Consider the following 21,216-nt stretch of genomic DNA (forward strand, 5'->3'; position numbering starts at 1 on the left):
AATCGAACCATCGCAGTCTGGCGCAGCTGAGGGTCCTCGTGGGTACCGCCATCAACCGGGACTCCCACTCCGTCGGCATCTTGTGGTGTTCTGTTCCCAGCGACGCCGATCTGGCAGGCGGTTTGCGCGCAACGACGCGAACTCGAAACCAGCAGTGAACGAGAAAGACAGAAAGATCGAGCTTCGCATGCGCACCACAGCTTCGTCAGTCACCAAATCCGGCCGATTGCCGAGCGTCATCTACATCCTCGCCGTCGGGGTCTTCCTGATGGGTACGACAGAGTTCATCGTCGCCGGCATCCTTCCCGAGATCGCCGATGATCTCGGCACCTCGGTCGCCAACGCCGGCCTGATGATCACCGTGTTCGCCATCGGCATGATCGTCGGCACGCCGACGATGGCGATCCTCACCCTCAAGCTGCCGCGCCGCGTCACCCTGACCCTGGCCTTGGTCGTATTCGCCATCGGTCACATCATCGTCGCGATCACCACGCACTTCTGGCTGATCTTGGGTGCCCGGTTCCTGACCGCACTGGCCACCGGCGCGTTCTGGGCAGTTGCGGCCGTGGTCGGAGCGAAGGTCGCCGGCCCCGAGCTAGCCTCCCGCGCACTCGGTATCGTCCTCGGCGGCGGCATGCTCGCCAATGTCATCGGTGTCCCGCTCGGTGCGTTCGCCGGCCAGCTGATCGGCTGGCGTGGGCCGTTCTGGGCATTGGCTGTGGCGGCGTTGGCCGCCGCGGTCGTGGTCTACCGCCACGTGCCCGCCGACCCTCAGTCCGGTCCTGTGCCGTCGGTACGGGCCGAGATCACCAGCCTGCGCGATGGGCGGATCTGGCTGGTCCTGGCCGGTTGCGCCATTGTCTGCGGTTCCTCCCTCGCCGCCTACAGCTTCATCTCACCGCTGTTGACCGAGAACACCGGTCTGGCTGCGTCCGCGGTCCCGTTGGTGCTGGTCGGCTACGGGCTCGGGGCGTTCGTCGGCACGAACGTCGGCGGCCGACTCGGCGCGAGCCGTCTGTACGCGGTCTTGTTCGTCTCGGCGACCGCGACGTTCCTGGTGCTCGTCGCCCTGTGCCTGTTCTCCCACCATTCGGTCGTCACTGTCGGCCTGGTCGTGCTGCTGGGACTGTTCGGCATGTCGACCAATCCGGTCTTGATCGGGATGGCCGTCCGCTATGCGGATCGGGCACCCACACTGGCCTCGGCGTTGAGCACTGCCTCGTTCAACGCGGGCACGGCGGCCGGCTCTTGGATCGCCGGGTTCGCCATCGAATCGTCGCTCGGGGCGACCGGGCCGGTGCTGGTGGGTGCCTGCATCGCCGCGCTCTACTTCGTACCGCTCGCCATCTTGTTCAGCAGGAAGCGAGCCGCTGCGCGTGGGCAGGTCGCAGCTCAGCAGACCTTCGCGGAAGCGGTCGCGGGCTGAGCCGTTTCGGGTGCGGTGGGCCCGAGCGACCAGGCATCGTCTGCGAACGCTTACGGCAATAGGTCAGCGGTCGATCCAGCTCTGCATCTTCTCGGGGTAGCGAGCGACGGAGGTGTCGATGAGCGCTGATGCCGAGGTGAGCTGGTCCAGCTCGTCGTCGGTGAGCGTGACGGATGCCGCACCGACGTTCTCCTCGAGACGGTGGATCTTGGTGGTCCCGGGGATAGGGACGACCCAGGGCCGCTGGGCGAGCAGCCAGGCGAGGGCGACCTGGGCAGGCGTGGCCTCCTTACGATGCGCGATCGTCGCGAGCAGGTCGACGACCTGCTCGCCGGCCTTGCGGCCTTGCTCGCTGTAGCGGGGCAGGTTGCCGCGAAGGTCTCCCTCGGCGAAGGAGGTGGAGGCATCGACGGTGCCGGTGAGCAGGCCCTTGCCGAGCGGGCTGAACGGCACCAGGCCGATGCCCAACTCCGTCAGAGTGGGCAGGATCTCGGCCTCCGGCTCCCGCCACCACAGCGAATACTCGCTCTGCAGCGCAGCGACCGGCTGCACTGCGTGGGCGCGGCGGATCGTCGATGCGCCGGCCTCGGAGAGACCGAAGTGCGTGACCTTGCCGGCTTCGACGAGCTCCTTCACGGTGCCGGCGACGTCCTCGATCGGCACCTCGGGATCGACGCGGTGCTGGTAGAGCAGGTCGATCTTGTCCACACCGAGCCGGGTCAGCGAGGCGTCGACCGTTGTGCGGATGTAGCCGGGGGTGCTGTTGAGTCCGGACTTGCGGGTTCCGTCGAAGTCGAAGCCGAACTTGGTGGCGATCGTGACCTCGTCGCGTACCGGGGCGAGGGCCCTGCCGACGAGTTCCTCGTTGACGAAGGGGCCGTAGACCTGCGCAGTGTCGAAGAAGGTCACACCCAGGTCTACGGCGCGCCGGATCACCTCGATGCCGTGCGCATCGTCGACGGGCTTGCCGTCGCCGTGGCTGAGTCCCATGCAGCCGAATCCGATTGCCGAGACGGTCAGGTCGCTCCGGCCGAGCGTGCGGTGCTTCATACGCCATCTTCTCCTGTCGTGATTCTCCTCCGTTGAGCCTAGGCATCCCGATGCAGGGACGGGAGGTACTGGCAGTTCCTCCCTTGTCCTCCCTCGTGAAGCGCGGTCTGGAGCTGCTCAGCCGAGCTGGTCGGCCGGGCGGAGCAGGATTTCGTTGATGGCGAGGTGGCGGGGGCGGGAAAGGACGAAGGCGATGATCTCGGCGACCTCTTCGGGTTTGACGGTCGCGGCGTCGTAGCCCTTCTGCGCGGCCTTGCGTGTGGCTTCGTGGGTGATGTGGGTGGGTAGCTCGGTATCGACGACGCCGGGTTCGATGAGGGTGACTCGGATGTCGGGCAGGAATTCCTGGCGGAGCGACTCGGACCAGCCGTTCAGGCCCCACTTGGTGGCGGCGTAGACCCCGTTGGTTGCGCGGGCAGTGCGTCCGGCGACGGAGGAGATGTTGATCAGATCTCCGGCCCCGCCGTCCTTGAGTTGATCGAGGAAGACCTCGGTGGCGGTAATCGCACCGAGCAGATTCGCCTCGATCATGGTCCGATAGTCCGTATGCTGCTCGGCGGAGAACGGGCCGAGCAGCATGACGCCGGCGTTGTTCACCAAGACGTCGGCGCCGCCGAGTTCTTCCTGCACGCGCTCGGCCGCAGCCAGCAGGGAATCCCGGTCGGTGACGTCGGCCCGGATCGCGATCGATCCGTTGCCGAACGACTGGGCGAGAGCTTCGATCCGGGCGAGGCGGCGCGCGAGCAGCGCGACTCGGTAGCCGTCGGCGGCCAAGGCACGCGCGGTGGCCGCGCCGATGCCGGAGGAAGCTCCGGTGATGACCGCGACGCGGCCGGCGCTCTGGTCATCGTTCATAGGTGACGCTCCTTCGATTGAGTCTGATGTGCGTTGCTATCGCATCAGGGGATTGACGTCCGAGGAAGGTACTGGAAGTTCCCCCCTTCCACCGGATGGCTGCACCTTCGGGGATGTGGCCGATCAGGCCGCCCGGCGGAGGCGGAGTGCCGCGACGGCGAGCACCAGGAGCACGGCGCCGGTGACGGCGTAGTCGGTCCGGAGACCGGTCTGGAACGTGGGCTGCACGGCGAGGACCGCGCCGAAGATCGCGATGCCGAGAGAGCCGCCCATCTGTCGGGCGGTGTTGAGGATGCCACTGGCGGTGCCGGCCCGCGCGGCGGGGACCTGATCCAGGATGAGTGCGGTCACCGGCGGGACGGTGAAGGAGCCGCCGAGCCCGACCGGCACCATGAGTAGCGCTGCGACCAGGATCGGGGCGTCTGCGGGGAGACAGGCAAGGGCGATCAGGCCGAGTGCCATCAAGACCATGCCACCGATGGTGGTGACGATCTTCCCGAGGCGCTCCATGGCCCGGGCGACGAACGGGTTGAATATGGCCACGAGGCCGGTCATCGGCAGGAACAGCAGCCCGGTGACCAGCGCGCTTGCGCCACGCTGCTCCTGGAAGTACAGGCTCTGCACGAACACCACGCCATAGAACGCAGCCATGGTGACGAAAGCGATGCCCAGACCGGTGGACACCGTCCCGGAGCGGAAGAGGTCCAGCGGCATCATCGGGTGGCGTCCACGAGCCTGGGCAATCAGGAAGATGATGGCGCCGATGATGGCGACGACGAACGCGGCCAGCACCTCCGGTGCGGCGTAGCCCACCGAGCCACCCTCGATGATGCCGAAGGTGAGCCCGCCGAGGGCAGCGATGGCGGCGATCTGTCCGGCCCAGTCGAACGGCGCGACGCGACCTGCGGACGGAGTGACGCGGGCGAGCACGATGAGCGCGACGATCCCGACGGGCAGGTTGACGAGGAAGATCCAGCGCCAGCCGAATTGGGTCAGTACGCCGCCCAGGACCGGTCCGGCGGCTGCGGCGACGGATCCGCCGAGCGCCCAGTAGGTGATCGCGCGTCCCCGCTGCACCGCGTCAAGGAAGGCTTCGCGGATCAGTGCCAACGAGGTCGGGGTGATCATGGCCGCGCCGATGCCCTGCACGACACGGCCGGCGATCAGGACGGTCAGGCTCGGGGCTGCCCCACAGGCGGCGGAGCCGGCGACGAACACGGCCATGCCGATGCCGTAGGCGCGGCGGGCTCCGATTCGGTCGGAAAGCGTGCCGCCGAACAGTTGGAGGGCGGAGAACATCAGGGTGTAGCCGGTGACGATCCATTGGAGGCCGGACAGTCCGCCGCCCAGGTCGGCGCGGATGTGGGGGAGTGCGACGTTGACGATCTGGGCGTCGAGTGCCACGACGAAGAAGCCGAGCATGGCGACGGCGAGGGAGGCACGTGGCCTCGCGGCTTTGACAGCGCGGGTGTTGGGGGTAGCGGTGGTCTCGGACATGCTCGGCTCTCGGTTCTGTGCGGTGGGACGAAGCCAGGCAACCAGTCGAGGACCGGGCGAGGAAGGGACCGGTTATCGGTGCACTGACAGTTCCTCCCACGCCGCAGCGGTCGCGCCTACCGTGAGGAGTCCGTCAAAGAGAAGGTCAAGAGAAGAAGGAAGGGCACTGCCATGAAGAAGCGTTCGCTCGGGACTCTGGAGGTCTCGGCCATCGGCCTGGGCTGCATGGGCCTCAGCGCCAACTACGGCGAGCCGGTCGACATTGCCCACGGTGTCGGTCTGATCCGCGGAGCGTACGAGCAGGGCGTGACGTTCTTCGACACTGCGGAGGCGTACGGTCCGTTCGCGAACGAAGCTCTGGTCGGCGAGTCGCTGGAACCGATCCGCGACCAGGTGGTGATCGCCACGAAGTTCGGGTTCGGCTTCGACGGCACCACCCGGACCGGGCTGGACAGCCGACCTGAGAACATCCGCCGGGCGGTTGAGGGTTCCCTGCAGCGGCTGCGCACCGACCGGATCGACCTGCTGTACCAGCACCGGGTCGACCCGCAGGTGCCGATCGAGGACGTCGCCGGCACGGTCAAGGATCTGATCGGTGAGGGTAAGGTCGTCCACTTCGGACTGTCGGAGGCCGCGGCGGGGACCATCCGCCGGGCGCACGCCGTGCAGCCGGTGGCCGCGGTGCAGAACGAGTACTCGATCTGGGCGCGCGACGTCGAGGCTGAGGTGTTGCCGGCCTGTGTGGAACTGGGCATCGGTCTGGTGCCGTGGTCGCCGCTAGGGCAGGGGTTCCTGACCGGCACGGTCGGGCGTGGGGAGTCCTTCGCCGCCAACGACATCCGCAGCCGGTTCCCGCGATTCACGCCCGAGGCGCTGGCGGCCAACCAGCCCGTCGTCGACTTGGTGGTCGAGGTCGCCGCCCGCAAGCAGGTCACGCCGGGGCAGGTCGCGCTGGCCTGGCTGTTGGCGAAGGAGCCGGGCATCGTGCCGATTCCGGGCAGCCGGCGGCCCGAACGGGTGGCGGAGAACAATGCCGCTGCCGAGGTCGTGCTGACTCCCGAGGAGGTTGCCGAGATCGACGAGCGTTCCGCACACCTGGCCGTGACCGGTGCCCGTGGCAGCGGCCACGAGACTCACGCCTGAGACCGCGCAGCAGGCAGCGAGGCGACGGGGGCACTCCCAGTTCCTCCCACGCTGCGCCGTCCGCGATTAGCGTTGACGTCGTGGAGCACCGAGACGAGGTTTCCGATTTCCTGCGCACGCGCAGGGACCGGATCACGCCCGAGCAGGCGGGCATCATCAGCGGTGGACGCCGCCGGGTGCCTGGCCTGCGTCGGGAGGAGTTGGCCATGCTCACCGGCGTCAGCGTGGAGTACTACGCCCGGATGGAGCGCGGCGACCTCCGGGGCGTGTCTCTGGAGGTCCTCGACGCGCTCGCCCGTGCGCTGAAGCTCGATGAGGCCGAGACCGACCACCTGGCCGACCTCGCTCGGGCCGCGGGGCCGAAACCGCCGCGGCGCCGCCGCAGCAAGCCTGTGGAGCAGGCCGTGAAACCGACGCTGCAGCGGTTCCTGGACGCGGTCACGGGTGCGCCGATGTGGGTGCGAGACCGACGGCTGGACTTCGTCGCCGCCAACGCGCTCGGCCGGGCGCTGTATGCGCCGATGCTGGAGGATCCGGCCAATCAGGGCAACACCGCGCGGTTCACCTTCCTCAGCCCCGCCTCCCGAGTCTTCTTCCCCGACTGGGAGGAGAACGCCGACGACCTGGTGGCGACGCTGCGCACGTACGCCGGGCAGAACCCGCAGGACAAGAGGCTCACCGAGCTGATCGGCGAGCTGGTCACCCGCAGCGACACCTTCCGGCACCGCTGGGCCAAACACGACGTCCGTCACCACCGCGACGGGGTCAAGCGCATCCACCACCCGGTCGTGGGCGATCTGGAGCTTTTCTACGAGGCGATGGAGTTCCCCGCCAACCCGGACTGGTTCATGTTCGCCTTCACCGCCGAGCCCGGATCACCCACCGAGGAGCGGCTCAAGCTTCTCGGTAGTGTCGCGATCCCGGACGACCTGGTCAGCGACGACCGCTCCGTGGGCTGATCCACCGACTGCTCGCGCCGCCGACTCTTCGCGCCGCCGAGCCAGGGACTGCCAGTGCCTCCCTCCGGGAGACGGCGGTCCCTAGCGTGGGCGTATGGATCATCGAGCAGAGGTCGCGGAGTTCCTTCACAGCCGTCGGGACCGCATCGTGCCCGAGCAGCTGGGTCTGATCGGCGGCGGACGCCGCCGGGTGCCCGGGCTGCGGAGGGAAGAGGTGGCCATGCGCACCGGTGTCAGCGTGGAGTACTACGCCCGGATGGAGCGCGGCGACCTTTCCGGCGTCTCGCCCGCCGTGCTGGACGCCCTGGCCCAGGCGCTCAAGCTGGACGAGGCGGAGAGCGCGCATCTGCATGACCTCGCTGGAGCCGCGAGCCCCCGGCGGGCGCCACGGCGTCGGCGCACCGAGGAAGAGGGGATCAGGCCCAGCCTGCGCCGGCTGCTGGACGCGATCACCGGCGCACCGGCGTGGATCCGCGATCGTCGGACGACGATCGTCGCCACGAATCCGCTCGGGCGAGCGCTGTATGCGCCGATCATCGAGGATCGGGCGAACGGGTCGAACACGGCCCGGTTCATTTTCTTCAACCCCGCCGCGGAGGAGTTCTTCCCCGACTGGAACCGGGTGGCCGACGAGGTCGTCGCGACCCTGCGCGGCTATGCCGGGCAGTGCCCTCGCGATAAGGCGATGACCGATCTGATCGGGGAGCTGGTGACCCGCAGCGACGACTTCTGCACCCGGTGGAGCAGACACGACGTCCGCTTTCACCGGCTCGGCGTCAAGCGCATCCACCACCCGATCGTCGGCGACCTCGAACTGGACTACGAGGCGCTGGACCTGCCCGCGGACCCGGACTGGTTCCTGTTCGCGCACACGGCCGAGTCCGGCAGTCCCACCGAGGAGCGGCTCCAACTGCTGGGCAGCTTCGCCGCGTCGGGCCCGGCCGGTGTCGAGCAGTAGAACCCGTACGGCGATGGTCGAGGGGCGAGAGGTGAACTGACAGTTCCTCCCTTGCCGGCGGTCTCGAGCCTAGGGTGGCGCCATGAGCGCGAATATCACCTTGAACAACGGCGTCGAGATGCCGGCCCTGGGCTTCGGCGTCTTCCAGACCCCGCCGGACCAGACCGTCGCCTCCGTCGCCGAGGCGCTGCGCGTCGGCTACCGGCTGATCGACACGGCCGCGTCGTACTTCAACGAACGCGAGGTCGGCGAGGGCATCCGCCAATCCGGTCTCGACCGGTCGGAGATCTTCATCGAGACCAAGCTGTGGATCAGCGACTACGGCTATGACCAGACCCTGCACTCCTTCGACAAGTCGGCCGGAAAGCTCGGTGTGGAGCAGATCGACCTGCTCCTGCTGCACCAGCCGCTGACCGCGGACTTCGAGAAGACGATTGGCGCGTACCAGGCGCTGGAGACGCTGCTCGCCGACGGGAAGGTCCGCGCGATCGGTGTCTCGAACTTCATGCCCAATGTGCTCGAGCGGCTGCTCGCCGAGACCGACGTGGTGCCCGCGGTCAACCAGGTCGAGGGACACCCCTACTTCTCGGAGCCCGACGTGCAGCAGGCTGATGCCGCGCACGGGATCATCACCCAGGCGTGGTCGCCGATGGGCGGGATCACCAGCTACCGCGGAGATTCCAGCCGGTCGACGTTCAACGACCCGGTGATCGGCGAGATCGCGACCTCGCACGGCAAGACGCCCGCGCAGGTGATGCTGCGCTGGCATCTGCAGGAGGGCCGTTCCGCGATCCCGAAGTCGGTGAAGCCGGAGCGGATCGCCGCCAACTTCGACGTGTTCGACTTTGACCTGTCCGCCGACGAGCTCGGCCGGATCGACGCCCTGGACACCGGGGTGCGCAGCGGCCCGGACCCCGACATCATCACCCTCGAGTCGTTCCACCGCGATATCCCGGAGGCCTGAGCGATCCTCCGGCGCAGTGCATCGCTTCACGGCGATCGGCACCGGCTGGCAACTCGACACCGACCATCCGCTGACCGACGGGCTGCGGATCGAGATCGCCGAGCTGTGTGCTGACTTCGACCGGGCGTGGTCGCGGTTCCGCACGGATTCGACGATCGCCGAGATCGCCTCCGCGGCCGACGGGGGACGGTTCGAGTTCCCCGCCCGCGACCTGCCCCTGCTGGATCTGTACGACCGATTGTTTGCCGCGACGGACGGAGCAGTGGATCCGCTGGTCGGGCGCGACCTCGAGCTGCTCGGCTATGACGCGCGGTACACCCTCACACCCGATCGGGCCGGCCTCGCCGACCGGGTCCCGGACGTCTGGACGCGCGACGTCCGTCGGGACGGCAACGCGTTCGTCACGGCCCGCCCGCTGGTGATCGACGTCGGCGCGGCAGGGAAGGGTCACCTCGTCGACCTCATTGCCGCGACGCTCCGGGAGCATGGCATCGACCGGTACGTGGTCGACGGCAGCGGCGACCTGCATCATGCCGGACCCGAACCGATCGTCGTCGGCCTCGAGCACCCCACCCGGCCCGATCGGGTGATCGGCACCGCACCGCTGGCGAATGCGGCGCTGTGCGCCTCGGCGATCACCCGTCGCGCCTGGGGCAGAGGGCTGCACCACGTTCTCGACGGGCGGACCGGCAGGCCCGTGTCCGACGTCGTGGCGACCTGGGTGATGGCTGCCGACGCAGCCACTGCCGACGGGCTGGCGACCGCCCTGTTCGTCGCCGAACCGGAGCGGCTCGAGATGTTCGAGTTCTCCTGGGTGCGCATGCTCGCCGACGGGCGGGTGCAGTGGTCCAACGACTTCCCGGGAGAGCTTTTCCTCTGATCCGGATCCGAACAGGTGACAGATGTGCAGCTCAGTAGTCATGGGGCGGCGTGTCGCGCCGGTTGGGAAGGTTGAGTCGCGGATTTGTCACGCTTCCGGCGCCGGCGGCTGCGCCGATGGTTTCAACGAAGCTCTCGCCAAGATCCGTGAGCAGGCGGCCGGCAGCTGACAGTCCCCCTCGGTAGTGGGAAGAAGCTGGCGATGGGTGTACCAGCAGTTCCTTCTCCGCGCCGCGGCTGCCGCTTAGCGTCGACCATATGGTTCACGAAGCGCACGCATCGGCAGACAGCTCCAGCACGACCAACTCGACGAACGCGGTGCTGGTCGTCGGAGCCAGCGGCAGCATCGGACGGCACGTCGTCGCGGAATCGCTGCGAGCCGGCTTCGAACGAGAGCCTTGGTGCGCGATCCGGAGCAGGCATCCCTGTTTCCGAGCAGCGCCCGAGTCGTCGTCGGGGACCCGAGCGACCCCGAGGTGCTCCACGACGCCCTCGACGGCGTCGTCGGAGTGGTGCTCACCCAGGGCACCTACCGCGATGCGGACGCCGAGCGGGTCAACTACCGGCCGGTGAAGGCGGTGCTGGACGCGTTGCAGGCTCCGGCTCGGATTGCGCTGATGACCACCCTCGGCGTCACCAAGCCGACCACTGGTCACGACTGGAAACGCCGCGCGGAGCGGCTCGTGCGCGCCAGCGGCCTGCCGTACACGATCGTGCGGCCGGGCTGGTTCGACTACAACGAGCCCGACCAGCACCACCTGGTGCTGTTGCAGGGGGACCGCCGCTGGGCCGGTTCCCCCGATGACGGCGTCATCTCCCGGGCCCAGATCGCGCAGGTGCTCGTGGCCGCGCTGACCTCCGACGCCGCCGACCACAAGACCTTCGAGCTGGTCGCCGAGAAGGGCAATGCCCCGGCCGACCTCGATCCGCTGTTCGCCGCGCTGGCTCCTGACACGGCGCTGGACGGCCCTTACGACCGGGACAATCTCGCGCTGGCCGATGAGCCGGCCGCGGTGATCAGCGACCTCGCCGCGCTCCGCGGCCGCTTCTGATGAGCACACTGCGTACGTTGGCGTTCTGGGCGGTAGCAGTGATCTTCCCGCTGCCGCTGGTGCTCGTCTACGACGCCATTGCCACGGAGCCGGTCAGCCTCAAGCAGCTCGTGCTGTTCGGCCTCATCGCCTACTGCTGGTGGCTGCTGTCCATCCTGCTCAGTGTCAGGCCGCGCTGGCTCGACCGGTTCGTCGGACTGCCGTCGATCTATGGGCTCCACGGCATGCTCGGCGTACTGGCGATCGTGCTGGCGTACGTCCACGCCGAGAACTCCTATACGAGTAACCGCCTCGCCCGCACCCTCGGTGACTGGGGCTTGTACGGGGCGATCGCCACCTTGTGTCTCGCGGTGTTCTTCCCCAGCGGCTGGCTGGTCGAACGGTTCCGGCCGTTCCTGGCTGCCAAGCGTTTCCTGGAGCGAAGGCTGTTCCGGCATCAGCTGTCGGTGTGGTTGCATCGCCTCAACATCGTCATCCTGTTGATGATCTGGCTGCACACTCACCTGCTCGCCAGAATGAATCAGTATCTGGTGTTCATGGTGCTCTTCGACCTGTACACGGTGGCCGTGTTGGGCATCTATGCCTGGAAGAAGTGGGTCGCGCCAGGCAATGCTGTCGTCGGCACCGTCGTCGCCAATCATCCGCTGAGCGAGCAGAGTCGCCGAATCGTCGTGGCGCTGGATCGTGAGGAGTCGGCCGTGCAGCCCGGTGACTTCTGTTTCGTCAGCTTCGAAGGGTCGTCGGCGGTCGGTCGCGAAGCCCACCCGTTCTCCGTGACCGACGACAACCGCCGAGTCCTCACCTTCACGGTTCGGCAGCATAGCGACTACACCAGGAAGCTCGGATCCCTCGAGGTCGGCTCCCGCGCACGCCTGGAAGGGCCGTTCGGCCGCTTCGACTCCCTCATCGCCGACCATGACGATCGCAAGCCCGTGATCCTGCTGGGGATGGGGGCCGGAGTCTCCCCTCTGCTCAGCCTCCTTGGCGCCTATCGCACCACTCGTGACATCCACCTGATCTGGCTGGTGGGCGCCCCGGGCGACGCCTACTACCGAGACCTTCTCACCGGCTACGAGGCGTCCTCGGGTGGCCGTCTGACGGTCACGATCTGTGTCGTTCCCCTCCTGAGCCGGGAGCTCCTGGCCGAGGAACTCACTGACGAGCAGATCAGGGCCGGGGCCTTCTTCGTCGTCGGCCCCAACCCTGGGGTGCTCGTCGCCCAACGGCTGCTGCGACGGCAGCGAAGCGCTCCTGGTAGTCGAGGGATGTCTCGTTCTCCGCCTGTGGCTCGACGGTCACCGCGGTGATGACGTTGTCGCTGAGAGTCACGGTGACGTCAAGGTAGGAGGGCCCGCCGCCGTACGTGCCCATGGCGCTATAGGTGCCGTCCTGGTAGTCGGATGTCGCCGTAGGGCCATCAGGTGACGTTTCCGCCGTTGCGGTGGACCGAGACGCAGACGGAGATGACGTCGGACTGGCGCCTGCGGAGAGCACCCGGCTAGCGGCGCCAGCGTGGCGAGAGTCGCCATCGTCGCCTAGGCCGTGTGAGTCAGCTTCTCGGTTCGCACCCGTCAAACGTAGGCAGCTGGTGGCAGATCAAGAAGGAACTGTCACTACACCCTTCGGCTCCTGATGGGAACCCCGCCGTCGCCGTGGACGATACCGACCCGGTGAAGCGGCCGGTCCACACCTACCGGAGGTGCCCGATGTAGTCAGCAGCCGCAATCGTGACGGGCAGCCGGGCCCGCGGCGATTCCGACTGGTCATCGCCCGTGGGGCAGGTCCCGGTGAGAGAATCCGACCAGACCTACGACGAGGAAGGCAGCAGCAAGCCCGACCATCACGCCGGCGGCCGCGAGATCCGGGGGATCCGCGGGCACGGCCGCGAGGTGGGCGTACGGGGAAAATGCCTGGATCCGTTCGTTCCAGCCGAGAGACTCGGCCAGGATCCACCAGACGAAGCCGCCCACGGTCGGGAACGCCCCGATCGGAAGCACCGCCCCCGGGAGCCAACCCCACGCCAGCACGGCCGCACCCAGGGACAGCAGCACGACCGGCAACACGTTGAGTGTGCCGGCAAAGGCATCTCCCAGTCCCAGATCAGCACCGACGACGGTCGTACCGATCCAGGTGCCGACAGCTGCGATCGCTGCCAGCACCAGGCACGCCCAGAACGCGACGGACGCCTCGGCAAGCGGCCAAATGACCCGAGGCCTGGGCGTGCAGAAGAGCAACGTCATCCGGCCGCGTGCTTCGTCGGCCGCCAGCCGAGAGATCCGGATGGCGGCGTAGAGACCGAGCGGGATGGGCAGCAGTTTGAACAGCGAGGCCACATAGCCCTCGACGCGAGCCAGGTCGCCGAACCCGGCGGCCGCAGCCAGATCGGCGAACCGCGGATTGGCGGTCAAGAAGTCTGTCAGCGACACTGCCAGCAGCCCGATGAGCAGGAAGTAGCCCCCCAGTGCGGCACCCCAGCCCAACAGCGACCGGAGCGAGCGGCGAGCGGCGAAACCGATCGACGAGGTCAGCAGACGCGTTCGTGCTGACCTCGTGCCGCGGCTCACGATCAGCCCGACCCCCAGGTCACGACGACTGGACAGCCATACTGCCAGCACACCGCTCCCCAGCGCAGCAACCAACAACACCAGCACCGGCAGCCAACGATCACCCGCGTAGGGCTCGCTGAGCGACAGCAGGCCGAACGGGGTCAGCCAGCGGATCCATCCGAGCGATTCGAGCCCGTCACCGACCATCCGAATGACGAGTCCGACCACGAGTGCGCCGCTGGCCAGCCCGCCCGCCAACGAGCGCTCGCCCAGCAACTGGCCGCAGCAGGCACCGACAGCCGCGAAGAACCACCCGATCGCCACCAGCCCTGTCGCATAGAGCGCCGCACCGCGCGGCCCGGCGCCGGTTCCGACCAGGGCAACGGCCGTCGCGGCACCCATGGCAAAGACCGCGCCGCCGATCGCGGAAAGGTGCACACTCACCGTCGAGGCCAGCCGGATGGGCGCAGCCAGCAGCAGCCAGCAACGGCCGGTGTCCTCCTCGCCACGAGTCAACCGGGCCGCCGTCGACAGCGCCCAAGCGGCGATCGCGACGGCGGCGATCGTGCCGATCCGCCAGACGACGAAACCGCCGGGGGTGTCCAGCGCTCGCGGCACGCCGAACAGCAGCCGGATCGCCGGGTTGCCGGCCACCAGCTCCAGCGCCGCAGCATCCGCGGGGGTCGCAACGGTGGTCGGATAGATCCGGACGACCATGGCGGTGAACCCAGCAGTGAGAAGGCCGAGGATGACAGCACTGCGGGAGATGCCCCGCAGATCCAGCCGCAGCAACCGCAACAGCCGGACCCGAGGACTCGATGTCCGGTGTGGAGTGCCGGCAATCACAGCAGTCACGACGCGCTCCCGCCGTAGTACTCCAGGAAGATCTCCTCCAGACTCGGCTCACGGGCAGCCACGCCGACCAGGCCATCGGTCGCGAGGAACTGCAGCGCCGGGCCGGGAGGTCCCGAGAGCACCAGAGCGACGGTGCTCTCCGACACCGTTCGAGCGGACTCGACACCGGGGATGGCGGCAAGCCGCTCGTACCCTGGCGCGGTGTCGGCGAAGGTTGCGGTGAGCTCGGTCAACCGAAGCCGGCGCAACTCCGCCAGGCCAGCAACCTCGACGAGCCTGCCGCACCGCAGGATGCCCACGCGGTCGCAGACTGCCTCGACCTCGGCAAGTTGGTGGGAACTGAGGAACACCGTCTGTCCACGGGCGGTCGCCTCGCGCAAGCAGGCACGGAACTCCTGCTCCATCAACGGATCCAGTCCGCTGGTGGGCTCGTCGAGGACGAGCAGCGGTGCGCGCCTGGCGAACGCCGCGATCAGGGCGACCTTCTGGCGGTTGCCGGTGGAATAGGTGCCACAGCGCCGATCTGGTTCCAGGCCGAATCGATCGACCAGCTCAGCCTGGTAGGCGAGGTCCGAGCCAGCCCCGAGAGCCGCCAACAGGGCCAGCACCTCGGCGCCGGTCAGATCGGGCCACAGCGCCACATCCGCCGGGACGTGGGCGAGGTGAGCATGAGCCACGACGCTGTCCGCCGCGTCGATACCGAAGATCAGGGCACGCCCACTCGTCGGACGGATCAATCCGAGCAACAGCCTGATCGTGGTGGACTTACCAGCCCCGTTCGGGCCCAGGAAGCCGAATACCTCTCCGGCGCTCACCTCCAGGTCGAGCCGGTCCAAGGCCACGGTCTTGCCGAATCTCTTGGTCAGGCCCTCGGTTCGTACGGCAGGCTCGGACGGCACACGCATCGGAACTCCTTCGCAGCGAACGACTATGTCGACGCCGACCAGGCTTCCCGGCACTCCATGGACAACACTAGACCCTGGCGGGCTATGACGCAGCAGGTCAACTAATTGACGCGGACTACGCGCAGCCGATCCAACTGCGTGGAAATCCGCGCCAACTAACCAATAACGTCACGCTGTTCATGTTCCCCAGCGCACTCCGCTGTGACCACTTGCGCATTGCCAAGTGCCCATACCGCCAGGCAGGCGACTGAGGAGAAGACGGCAATCACCATGATCGCCAGCAGGTCGTGTCGACCACGGCGAGGGTGAGCAGGAAGGTGCGTGGGACGCTGGGCGGTCCGTGGCCGACGATCGCCAGTACCGCCAGCGCGAACCCGATGTCGTTGCGGTGGGGATCGCCCACTCGTGCAGCGCGGATGCATCGCCGAGCCCGAGCTCGACCGTGACGAACACCCCCGCGGGCCGTGCCATCCCTCCCACAGCGTCGAGCACCGGTACTGCCGCCTCCCGGATGTGGCGCAGGCTCCCAACGACGGTCCCGTGCTTCAACAACGCGCCGCTGGTGGTCTCCGCAGCCACCCATCGGCGGGCACGGCCGGTCAAGCGGCAGCATGACCGAGCATCGTGCATACGAGTGCTCTCGGCGCACCCCTGCCGCCGGGTTCGCCGACAAGAACATCGACCAGACTTCCCGACACGCCGCGGCCCCCGTTGACGGAGAGGCCCGAGCGGGTCCCACCAGCCACCACATCCTGTAGGTATGGCCGTGGGGCCGGTGGCGGCGTATCGTTGCTGCTCGGAGAGCCGGGAAGCCTGGTCGGCAACGTTGATCACGTATCGACCGATCAGAAACGAGGCCCCGGCCCATGATCAGTTCTGCTATTCGCCCACACCTGCCCGTGTCGGAAGGGGCGGCGCGGTGAGGGTCCTGATCCATGCGTTCGGCACCGAGGGCGATGTTCGTCCGTTCGTCGCTCTCGCCACCGGTCTGACAGGGGCCGGACATCAGTCCGCGATCTGCACTCCCACCGGTTTCACCGACCTCCTCACCGCCCACAAGGTGGAGCATCTGCCGATGGACAACGCGGGCCTGGAGCTGATCCAGACCGTGATGCCCTCGATGCGCGGCGCAGCCGACAGCTACCAGTTGGCTCGGCGGATGCAAGCCGCGATGCGGCAGATGATGCTCGACGAGTGGGCCGCCGCCCGCAGCTGGCGTCCCGATGTGATCGTCTACCACCCAAAATGTCTCGGCGCGCTACACATTGCCGAACGGCTCGACCTGCCCGCATTCATCTCGCTGCCGCTGCCGTTCTTCACCCCCACCGCCGCGTTCCCGATTCCTTTCATCGGGCGCTGGCCCCTTGGCGGCGCGGCGAACAAGGCCAGTTATGCGTTCAACCACGCCACTATGCTGATGTACGGGTCAATGATCAACACCTTCCGCACCGACACCCTCGGGCTGCGCCGCACACCCCGCACCGATGCTCTGCTGTCCCGCCGCGACGGCACCCCGGTCCCTGCGCTCTACCCCTTCAGCACCCACCTCGTGCCCCGACCTGCCGACTACCCCGACCACGCCCACATCACCGGCCCCTGGACCCTCGACACCGACCCGGCCTGGACCCCGCCTGCCGACCTCGCCCGGTTCCTCGACGCCGGCGATGCGCCGGTCTACGTCGGGTTCGGCAGCATGGGCTTCCTCAAGAACGCCGCCCAGCGGACCGCCCGCATCGTCCACGCCCTCACCAACCACCGACGACGGGTGCTGCTCGCGACCGGCTGGGGCGGCCTCACCCGCTACACCGACGCCGAGCAGGTCCACACGATCCGATCTGTGCCGCACGACTGGCTGTTCCCCCGCACCGCAGCCGTGATCCACCACGGGGGCTCCGGCACCACCCACGCGGGCCTGGGAGCCGGGCGACCGACCCTGATCTGCCCCTTCATCGGAGACCAGTCCTTCTGGGGCCACCGCGTGCACGACCTCGGCGCCGGGCCGGGTCCCATCCCCAGCTGGAAGATCACCGACGCGCGGCTGCACCCGGCGATCGACCGGCTGCTGAACGACTGCGACCTCCGAGCACGCGCACAGCAGCTCGGCGACCAACTCAGCAGGGAGAATGGCATCCATTCCGCGGTCCAAGCCATCTGGTCGGAGGCGAAGACCTGACAACGCCGAAGTCACCGACGCCTTCCCGTAACGACGAAACGGGTGGCGCGCGGTTGATCGATGGGCGCGACGTCATCGAACCCGGCGGCATCGAGAAGCCCGAGCAGTTCACGTTGGGTGATCGCGCCACACCCGACAACGGTCTCGTACAACTGCACCCCCGCCAGCCGGCGGTGCACCGGGTCAGTGCGGTATGAGTTGATATCATCCGGGTACGGCAACTCCGACACCACGATCGCGCCCTCGGACCGCAGCGCGTCGAGGACTCGACGAAGCACTACCAGGTAGTCCCCATGAGCACCTGTCTCATGCAACACGAGGTTCATCGTCACCAGGTCGTGACAGCCGTCCACCACCAAGGCGGCAGCTACCGTCTCGATACCGCGAGTCTCGACAGCTGCCTCATTCCGAAGCGGGCATCGGCCGCCGACCCCGACGAGATCCGACGGCAAGGACGTGGAGTCGCGTACGCCAGGACTGCCTTCGCCTATGTCTTCACCGCGGGGAAGGCGCGCACGAACAAGGCCCGGCAATGATGGCTGCGCGAGAATACGTCATCCAGTAGTTGGCCACCGCGATCCGGCCGGCTGCTGGTCCCGCAGGTCCGCCGCGACTGATTGGCGCGAATCGTCAGTCATCCGTCCTGGCGCCGGCCACCACTCACGGTGATGGTGGAACCATGACAGCGAAGCACAGCATCGATCGAAGCGACGAGGGTCCCATCGCCGCAGGAGACACAACCGCGCGGCCCATGGAACCAGGGCAGAAGATCGGCGGGGCCGCGGCATACGTCGCAGCCGGCACCTTCGTGTTCGGGCTGCTCCTCGCCGTCACCACGCTCCACGGGTACGTCACCGCTACCGACTCGGCCTCGGCTGTGTCGCAGCTCCTGGAGCACGAGTCGATGCTTGCGCTGTGGAACCTCGTCATCACGATCCTGTTCGGCATCGCGCTGGTGCCACTCGCCATCGCTCTGCGTGACCGCACTGCCGGCACCCGCGGATCGGGAATCGGCCGCGTGGGACTCGTGTTCGGCATCATGTGGGCAGCGGTCATCGTCGCCGCAGGCATGGTCATCGGCGTCGGTCTCACGACCGTCAGCGTCCTCGCTGCCACCGACGCCTCAGCCGCGGAGGCCCTGTGGCTCACCGTCGACACGATCGGCAACGGTCTCGGCGGCGGCAACGAGGTCGTCGGCGGTGTTTGGGTGATCCTGGTCGGTGTATCGACGTGGATCGGGCGCGCGTTGCCTCGTTGGATTGCCGCATTCGGCATCGTCACGGGCCTCGCAGGCCTTGCGACGATGGTCCCGCGCCTGACGGATGCCGGATCGGTGTTCGGGGTCACGATGATCGTGTGGTTCTCGCTCGTCGGAGTCACACTCTGGCACTTCCAGCCTGCGCACCGACGGCTCGGCAGGCCATCACCCGCTCCTGTTGCGGCCGGTTGACCTGCGCTCACGGTGACCGACCCGGTTGACACCCGCGGTGGCGCCGATCACGCTGGCGAAGTGCGTCACCGCCGGGTCGTGATCGTCGTCTTCGAGCGAGTGCAAGGCCTTGATGTCTTCGGGCCCTCGGACGTCTTCTACTTCGCGAACTGGGTGGCAGAGCAGGCCGGGGAGACCGATCCGCTCTACACCGTCGAGGTCGCCGCTGCCTCGCCGGGACCAGTTGCAACAGCCGCCGGGCCGGCCCTCGTCGCCACCCGATCGGTCGGCGACCCCGGCCTCTCCCCCGATGTCCTGCTGGTGGCGGGCGGCCTCCAGGTCGACGCCGCGGCTGCCGACGACGCCTTCGTCGCCGACCTCTCCTCGCTTGCGTCCCGCAGCGAGGAGGTGGGTTCCATCTGTACGGGCGCACTGCTGCTGGCCCGTGCCGGGCTCCTCACCGGGAAGCACGCGACGACGCATTGGGCGCTCGCCGATACGCTCGCGTCCGCACACCCAGAGGTCGAGGTCGACGCGAACCGCATCTTCCACTACGACGGCGTCTGGACCTCGGCGGGTGTGACGGCGGGCATCGACCTGTCGCTGGAGATCCTCAGCACCCACCACGGCGCGACGATCGCGGCAGAGACCGCGCGCTGTCTCGTCGTCTATCTCCGTCGTGCCGGTGGGCAGCAGCAGTACTCGACGCACCTCGCCGCACAGGCCTCCCAGCATCCCGGGCTCGCCGACCTGCTCGCCTTCATCAGTGACCACCTCGATGCCGATCTCACGGTGCGTGCACTCGCGGCTCGAAGCCTGATGAGCGAACGGGGCTTCCAACGCCTCTTCACGACCGAGATCGGCACGAGCCCAGCCCGGTATGTCGAGCGCGTCCGCCTGGACGCCGCGCGTCGCCTCCTCGAGCTCACCGACGCCGGCATCGACGCGATTGCGCACAGCACAGGTTTCCGCAACGGCGAGACCCTCCATCGCGCGTTCAAGCGAGTCCTCGGCATCACTCCAACGGACTATCGGGCACGATTCGCTCGGCCCGCGCCCTGACGACGGTGCCGTCCCGAGGTTGAGAGAGATCGCACCGGGTAGGCAATGGCCAGCCGGAACCCGGCCCACAGCACTCCTGTCACGGCTCCAGCGAGGAGCAGCACTCCCAGATCCGGCTGGAACAGCGCGATGGTGCGCAGCGGCGCTCCCACCAGCCTCGGCACGAGACCCAGCATCACCCAGGCCGCGACTGCCGTGGTGAGCAGCGGGAACCAGAGGCTGAACAAACCAGACACACCAGACTTGGCACGGATGCCGTCACGACGCCACCACGCCCAGGTCATCGCCAGCAGATAGCCGATCGGCAGCAGCACCAGTCCGGTGAAGAGCGCCTTCTGCGACCACCGGGAGTCCCCGCCGGCCTGGTCGAGGCCGAGGGCGGCGGCCGTGATGGCATCACGCAGCCCGGCTGTCTCACCGAATCCCAGTCCGGTCCCACCATTGACCAGCACGACAACTGCCTTCTGCTCGCGCGGCACCATCGTTGCGAGCGACTCGAACCCGGGGGTCGAGCCTGAGTGCCACACCGTGCCCGCCGATGGGTCAACGAACCAGCCAAAGCCATAGAAGGGCGAGGCGCCACCGGCCGGCTGCAGCATGAGCGCCTTTCCCTCGGCGCTGAGCACGTCGTCCTGACCGTTCATCATCGTCTGCAGGTAGAGCGCCAGGTCGGCCGCACTCGCCACGATGCCTCCCTGCGGGCCGGTGGCACGATGCGTGGTGTGGTCGGCCACGGGCCGCTTGGTGCCGAACCAGGGGGTGTGACCGACCGCGGTGTCGTCGTGCACCTCACCATCGTCGACGAAGCCGTGATCCATACCGATCGGTCCCAGGATGGCATTGCCCACATACTGCTGAAAGCTCCGACCGCTCACGACTTCGATGATGCGGCCGAGCAGCTGGTAGTTCGTGTTCGAGTATTCCCACCGCTTTCCCGGAGCGGACGCCGGATCAAGGTCGACCAGCCCCGCCACGCTCCGGGCAAGAGCGTCCTCGCCGACCTCGTCGTCAGAATGCGATTCATTTCCCTGGAAGGTCGAGTAGCCGCTGGTGTGCGTGAGCAGCTGGCGAACAGTGATCATGGCGGCGGGCCGACCGGTGAATTCCGTCAGGTAGGTGGCGAGCCCGGCATCCAGGTCGATCTTCCCCGCCTCGACGAGCTGCATCACGGCGAGCGCAGTGAAGCTCTTCGAGACCGACCCGCAGCGGAACGCGCTGTCGGGGGTGACAGCGGCGTCGGCGCCAGCTCGCACGACGCCACGGGCACCCGCGGCGGAGATCTCGCCCCTCTCGGCCACCGCGTAGGCGACTCCGGGGACACCCGATGCCGCCAGCTCGCGATCGATGACCTCTTCGATCGCGCCGTTCGGGCCGGCGGCGATCGGTGGCTCGGCCGCGGCGCCGCTCCCGGCGAACAGCGCGACGGCGAGGCCGAGCATGACGGCGCCCAGCAAGCGCAGCAC

Annotated in this window: 19 protein-coding genes and 1 pseudogene; 12 read left to right on the top strand and 8 right to left on the bottom strand. The window is 68.0% G+C overall.

Going from position 1 to position 21,216, the window contains the following annotated elements; all coding sequences use genetic code 11:
- Positions 1-187: 187 nt before the first annotated feature.
- Positions 188-1,426, top strand: a complete 1,239-nt coding sequence (locus MLP_RS04460) for an MFS transporter (protein ID WP_013861818.1) — start codon at positions 188-190, stop codon at positions 1,424-1,426.
- 63 nt (positions 1,427-1,489) lie between these two features.
- Here MLP_RS04460 and MLP_RS04465 read toward each other — a convergent pair whose 3' ends face one another.
- From MLP_RS04465 to MLP_RS04475, 3 genes are all read right to left on the bottom strand, one after another.
- Complete coding sequence (locus tag MLP_RS04465; protein WP_013861819.1) at positions 1,490-2,476, bottom strand: aldo/keto reductase; 987 nt, start codon at positions 2,474-2,476, stop codon at positions 1,490-1,492.
- Between the two features lie 117 nt (positions 2,477-2,593).
- The gene (locus MLP_RS04470; RefSeq protein ID WP_013861820.1) at positions 2,594-3,331 is read right to left on the bottom strand and encodes an SDR family oxidoreductase; all 738 of its coding nucleotides are present in this window, start codon (positions 3,329-3,331) and stop codon (positions 2,594-2,596) included.
- Positions 3,332-3,454: 123 nt separating this feature from the next.
- Positions 3,455-4,828 (bottom strand): MFS transporter, encoded by a 1,374-nt coding sequence (locus tag MLP_RS04475; RefSeq protein WP_013861821.1) that lies wholly within the window; start codon positions 4,826-4,828, stop codon positions 3,455-3,457.
- Positions 4,829-4,999: 171 nt separating this feature from the next.
- Between MLP_RS04475 and MLP_RS04480 the strand changes: the two genes are divergently transcribed.
- The 7 genes from MLP_RS04480 (at position 5,000) to MLP_RS04510 (ending at position 12,090) form a co-directional block, all read left to right on the top strand.
- The gene (locus MLP_RS04480) at positions 5,000-5,971 is read left to right on the top strand and encodes an aldo/keto reductase (RefSeq protein ID WP_013861822.1); all 972 of its coding nucleotides are present in this window, start codon (positions 5,000-5,002) and stop codon (positions 5,969-5,971) included.
- Positions 5,972-6,051: 80 nt separating this feature from the next.
- Positions 6,052-6,930, top strand: a complete 879-nt coding sequence (locus tag MLP_RS04485) for a helix-turn-helix domain-containing protein (RefSeq protein ID WP_013861823.1) — start codon at positions 6,052-6,054, stop codon at positions 6,928-6,930.
- Positions 6,931-7,024: 94 nt separating this feature from the next.
- The gene (locus MLP_RS04490) at positions 7,025-7,888 is read left to right on the top strand and encodes a helix-turn-helix transcriptional regulator (RefSeq protein ID WP_013861824.1); all 864 of its coding nucleotides are present in this window, start codon (positions 7,025-7,027) and stop codon (positions 7,886-7,888) included.
- 82 nt (positions 7,889-7,970) lie between these two features.
- A complete protein-coding gene (locus MLP_RS04495) occupies positions 7,971-8,852 on the top strand; it encodes an aldo/keto reductase (RefSeq protein WP_013861825.1) in 882 nt (293 codons plus the stop codon).
- A 16-nt stretch (positions 8,853-8,868) separates the two neighbouring features.
- Positions 8,869-9,732: an FAD:protein FMN transferase gene (locus MLP_RS04500; protein WP_013861826.1), complete on the top strand. Its 864-nt coding sequence runs from the start codon at positions 8,869-8,871 to the stop codon at positions 9,730-9,732.
- A 400-nt stretch (positions 9,733-10,132) separates the two neighbouring features.
- The gene (locus MLP_RS04505; RefSeq protein ID WP_197536501.1) at positions 10,133-10,783 is read left to right on the top strand and encodes an NAD(P)H-binding protein; all 651 of its coding nucleotides are present in this window, start codon (positions 10,133-10,135) and stop codon (positions 10,781-10,783) included.
- Positions 10,783-12,090: a hypothetical protein gene (locus MLP_RS04510; protein WP_013861828.1), complete on the top strand. Its 1,308-nt coding sequence runs from the start codon at positions 10,783-10,785 to the stop codon at positions 12,088-12,090. The genes MLP_RS04505 and MLP_RS04510 overlap by 1 nt, the downstream gene beginning before the upstream one ends.
- Positions 12,091-12,546: 456 nt before the next feature.
- Here the strand turns inward: MLP_RS04510 and MLP_RS04515 are convergent, their stop codons facing one another.
- From MLP_RS04515 to MLP_RS29430, 3 genes and pseudogenes are all read right to left on the bottom strand, one after another.
- A complete protein-coding gene (locus tag MLP_RS04515) occupies positions 12,547-14,184 on the bottom strand; it encodes an ABC transporter permease (RefSeq protein ID WP_013861830.1) in 1,638 nt (545 codons plus the stop codon).
- On the bottom strand, positions 14,181-15,089 hold the full coding sequence (locus tag MLP_RS04520) for an ABC transporter ATP-binding protein (protein WP_049804453.1): 909 nt from the start codon (positions 15,087-15,089) through the stop codon (positions 14,181-14,183). Before MLP_RS04520 ends, MLP_RS04515 begins: the two co-directional genes overlap by 4 nt.
- Before the next feature lie 265 nt (positions 15,090-15,354).
- Positions 15,355-15,719: pseudogene (locus MLP_RS29430) on the bottom strand (Na+/H+ antiporter NhaA).
- A 289-nt stretch (positions 15,720-16,008) separates the two neighbouring features.
- Here MLP_RS29430 and MLP_RS04525 point away from each other — a divergent pair.
- Complete coding sequence (locus MLP_RS04525) at positions 16,009-17,262, top strand: glycosyltransferase (protein ID WP_013861833.1); 1,254 nt, start codon at positions 16,009-16,011, stop codon at positions 17,260-17,262.
- Between the two features lie 11 nt (positions 17,263-17,273).
- On the opposite strand, the gene MLP_RS04530 is transcribed toward MLP_RS04525, so the two are convergent.
- Positions 17,274-17,579 (bottom strand): class I SAM-dependent methyltransferase, encoded by a 306-nt coding sequence (locus tag MLP_RS04530; protein WP_013861834.1) that lies wholly within the window; start codon positions 17,577-17,579, stop codon positions 17,274-17,276.
- Between the two features lie 21 nt (positions 17,580-17,600).
- Between MLP_RS04530 and MLP_RS04535 the strand changes: the two genes are divergently transcribed.
- The 3 genes from MLP_RS04535 (at position 17,601) to MLP_RS04545 (ending at position 19,753) form a co-directional block, all read left to right on the top strand.
- On the top strand, positions 17,601-17,798 hold the full coding sequence (locus MLP_RS04535) for a hypothetical protein (RefSeq protein WP_041789728.1): 198 nt from the start codon (positions 17,601-17,603) through the stop codon (positions 17,796-17,798).
- Between the two features lie 143 nt (positions 17,799-17,941).
- The gene (locus MLP_RS04540) at positions 17,942-18,712 is read left to right on the top strand and encodes a DUF4386 family protein (protein WP_156821027.1); all 771 of its coding nucleotides are present in this window, start codon (positions 17,942-17,944) and stop codon (positions 18,710-18,712) included.
- Between the two features lie 60 nt (positions 18,713-18,772).
- A complete protein-coding gene (locus tag MLP_RS04545) occupies positions 18,773-19,753 on the top strand; it encodes a GlxA family transcriptional regulator (protein WP_041791247.1) in 981 nt (326 codons plus the stop codon).
- Here MLP_RS04545 and MLP_RS04550 read toward each other — a convergent pair.
- Positions 19,720-21,216, bottom strand: coding sequence for a serine hydrolase domain-containing protein (locus MLP_RS04550; RefSeq protein WP_013861838.1), 1,497 nt, complete (start codon positions 21,214-21,216; stop codon positions 19,720-19,722). The genes MLP_RS04545 and MLP_RS04550 overlap by 34 nt on opposite strands.

The organism is Microlunatus phosphovorus NM-1 (genome assembly GCF_000270245.1).
In the GTDB taxonomy this organism is placed as follows: domain Bacteria; phylum Actinomycetota; class Actinomycetes; order Propionibacteriales; family Propionibacteriaceae; genus Microlunatus; species Microlunatus phosphovorus.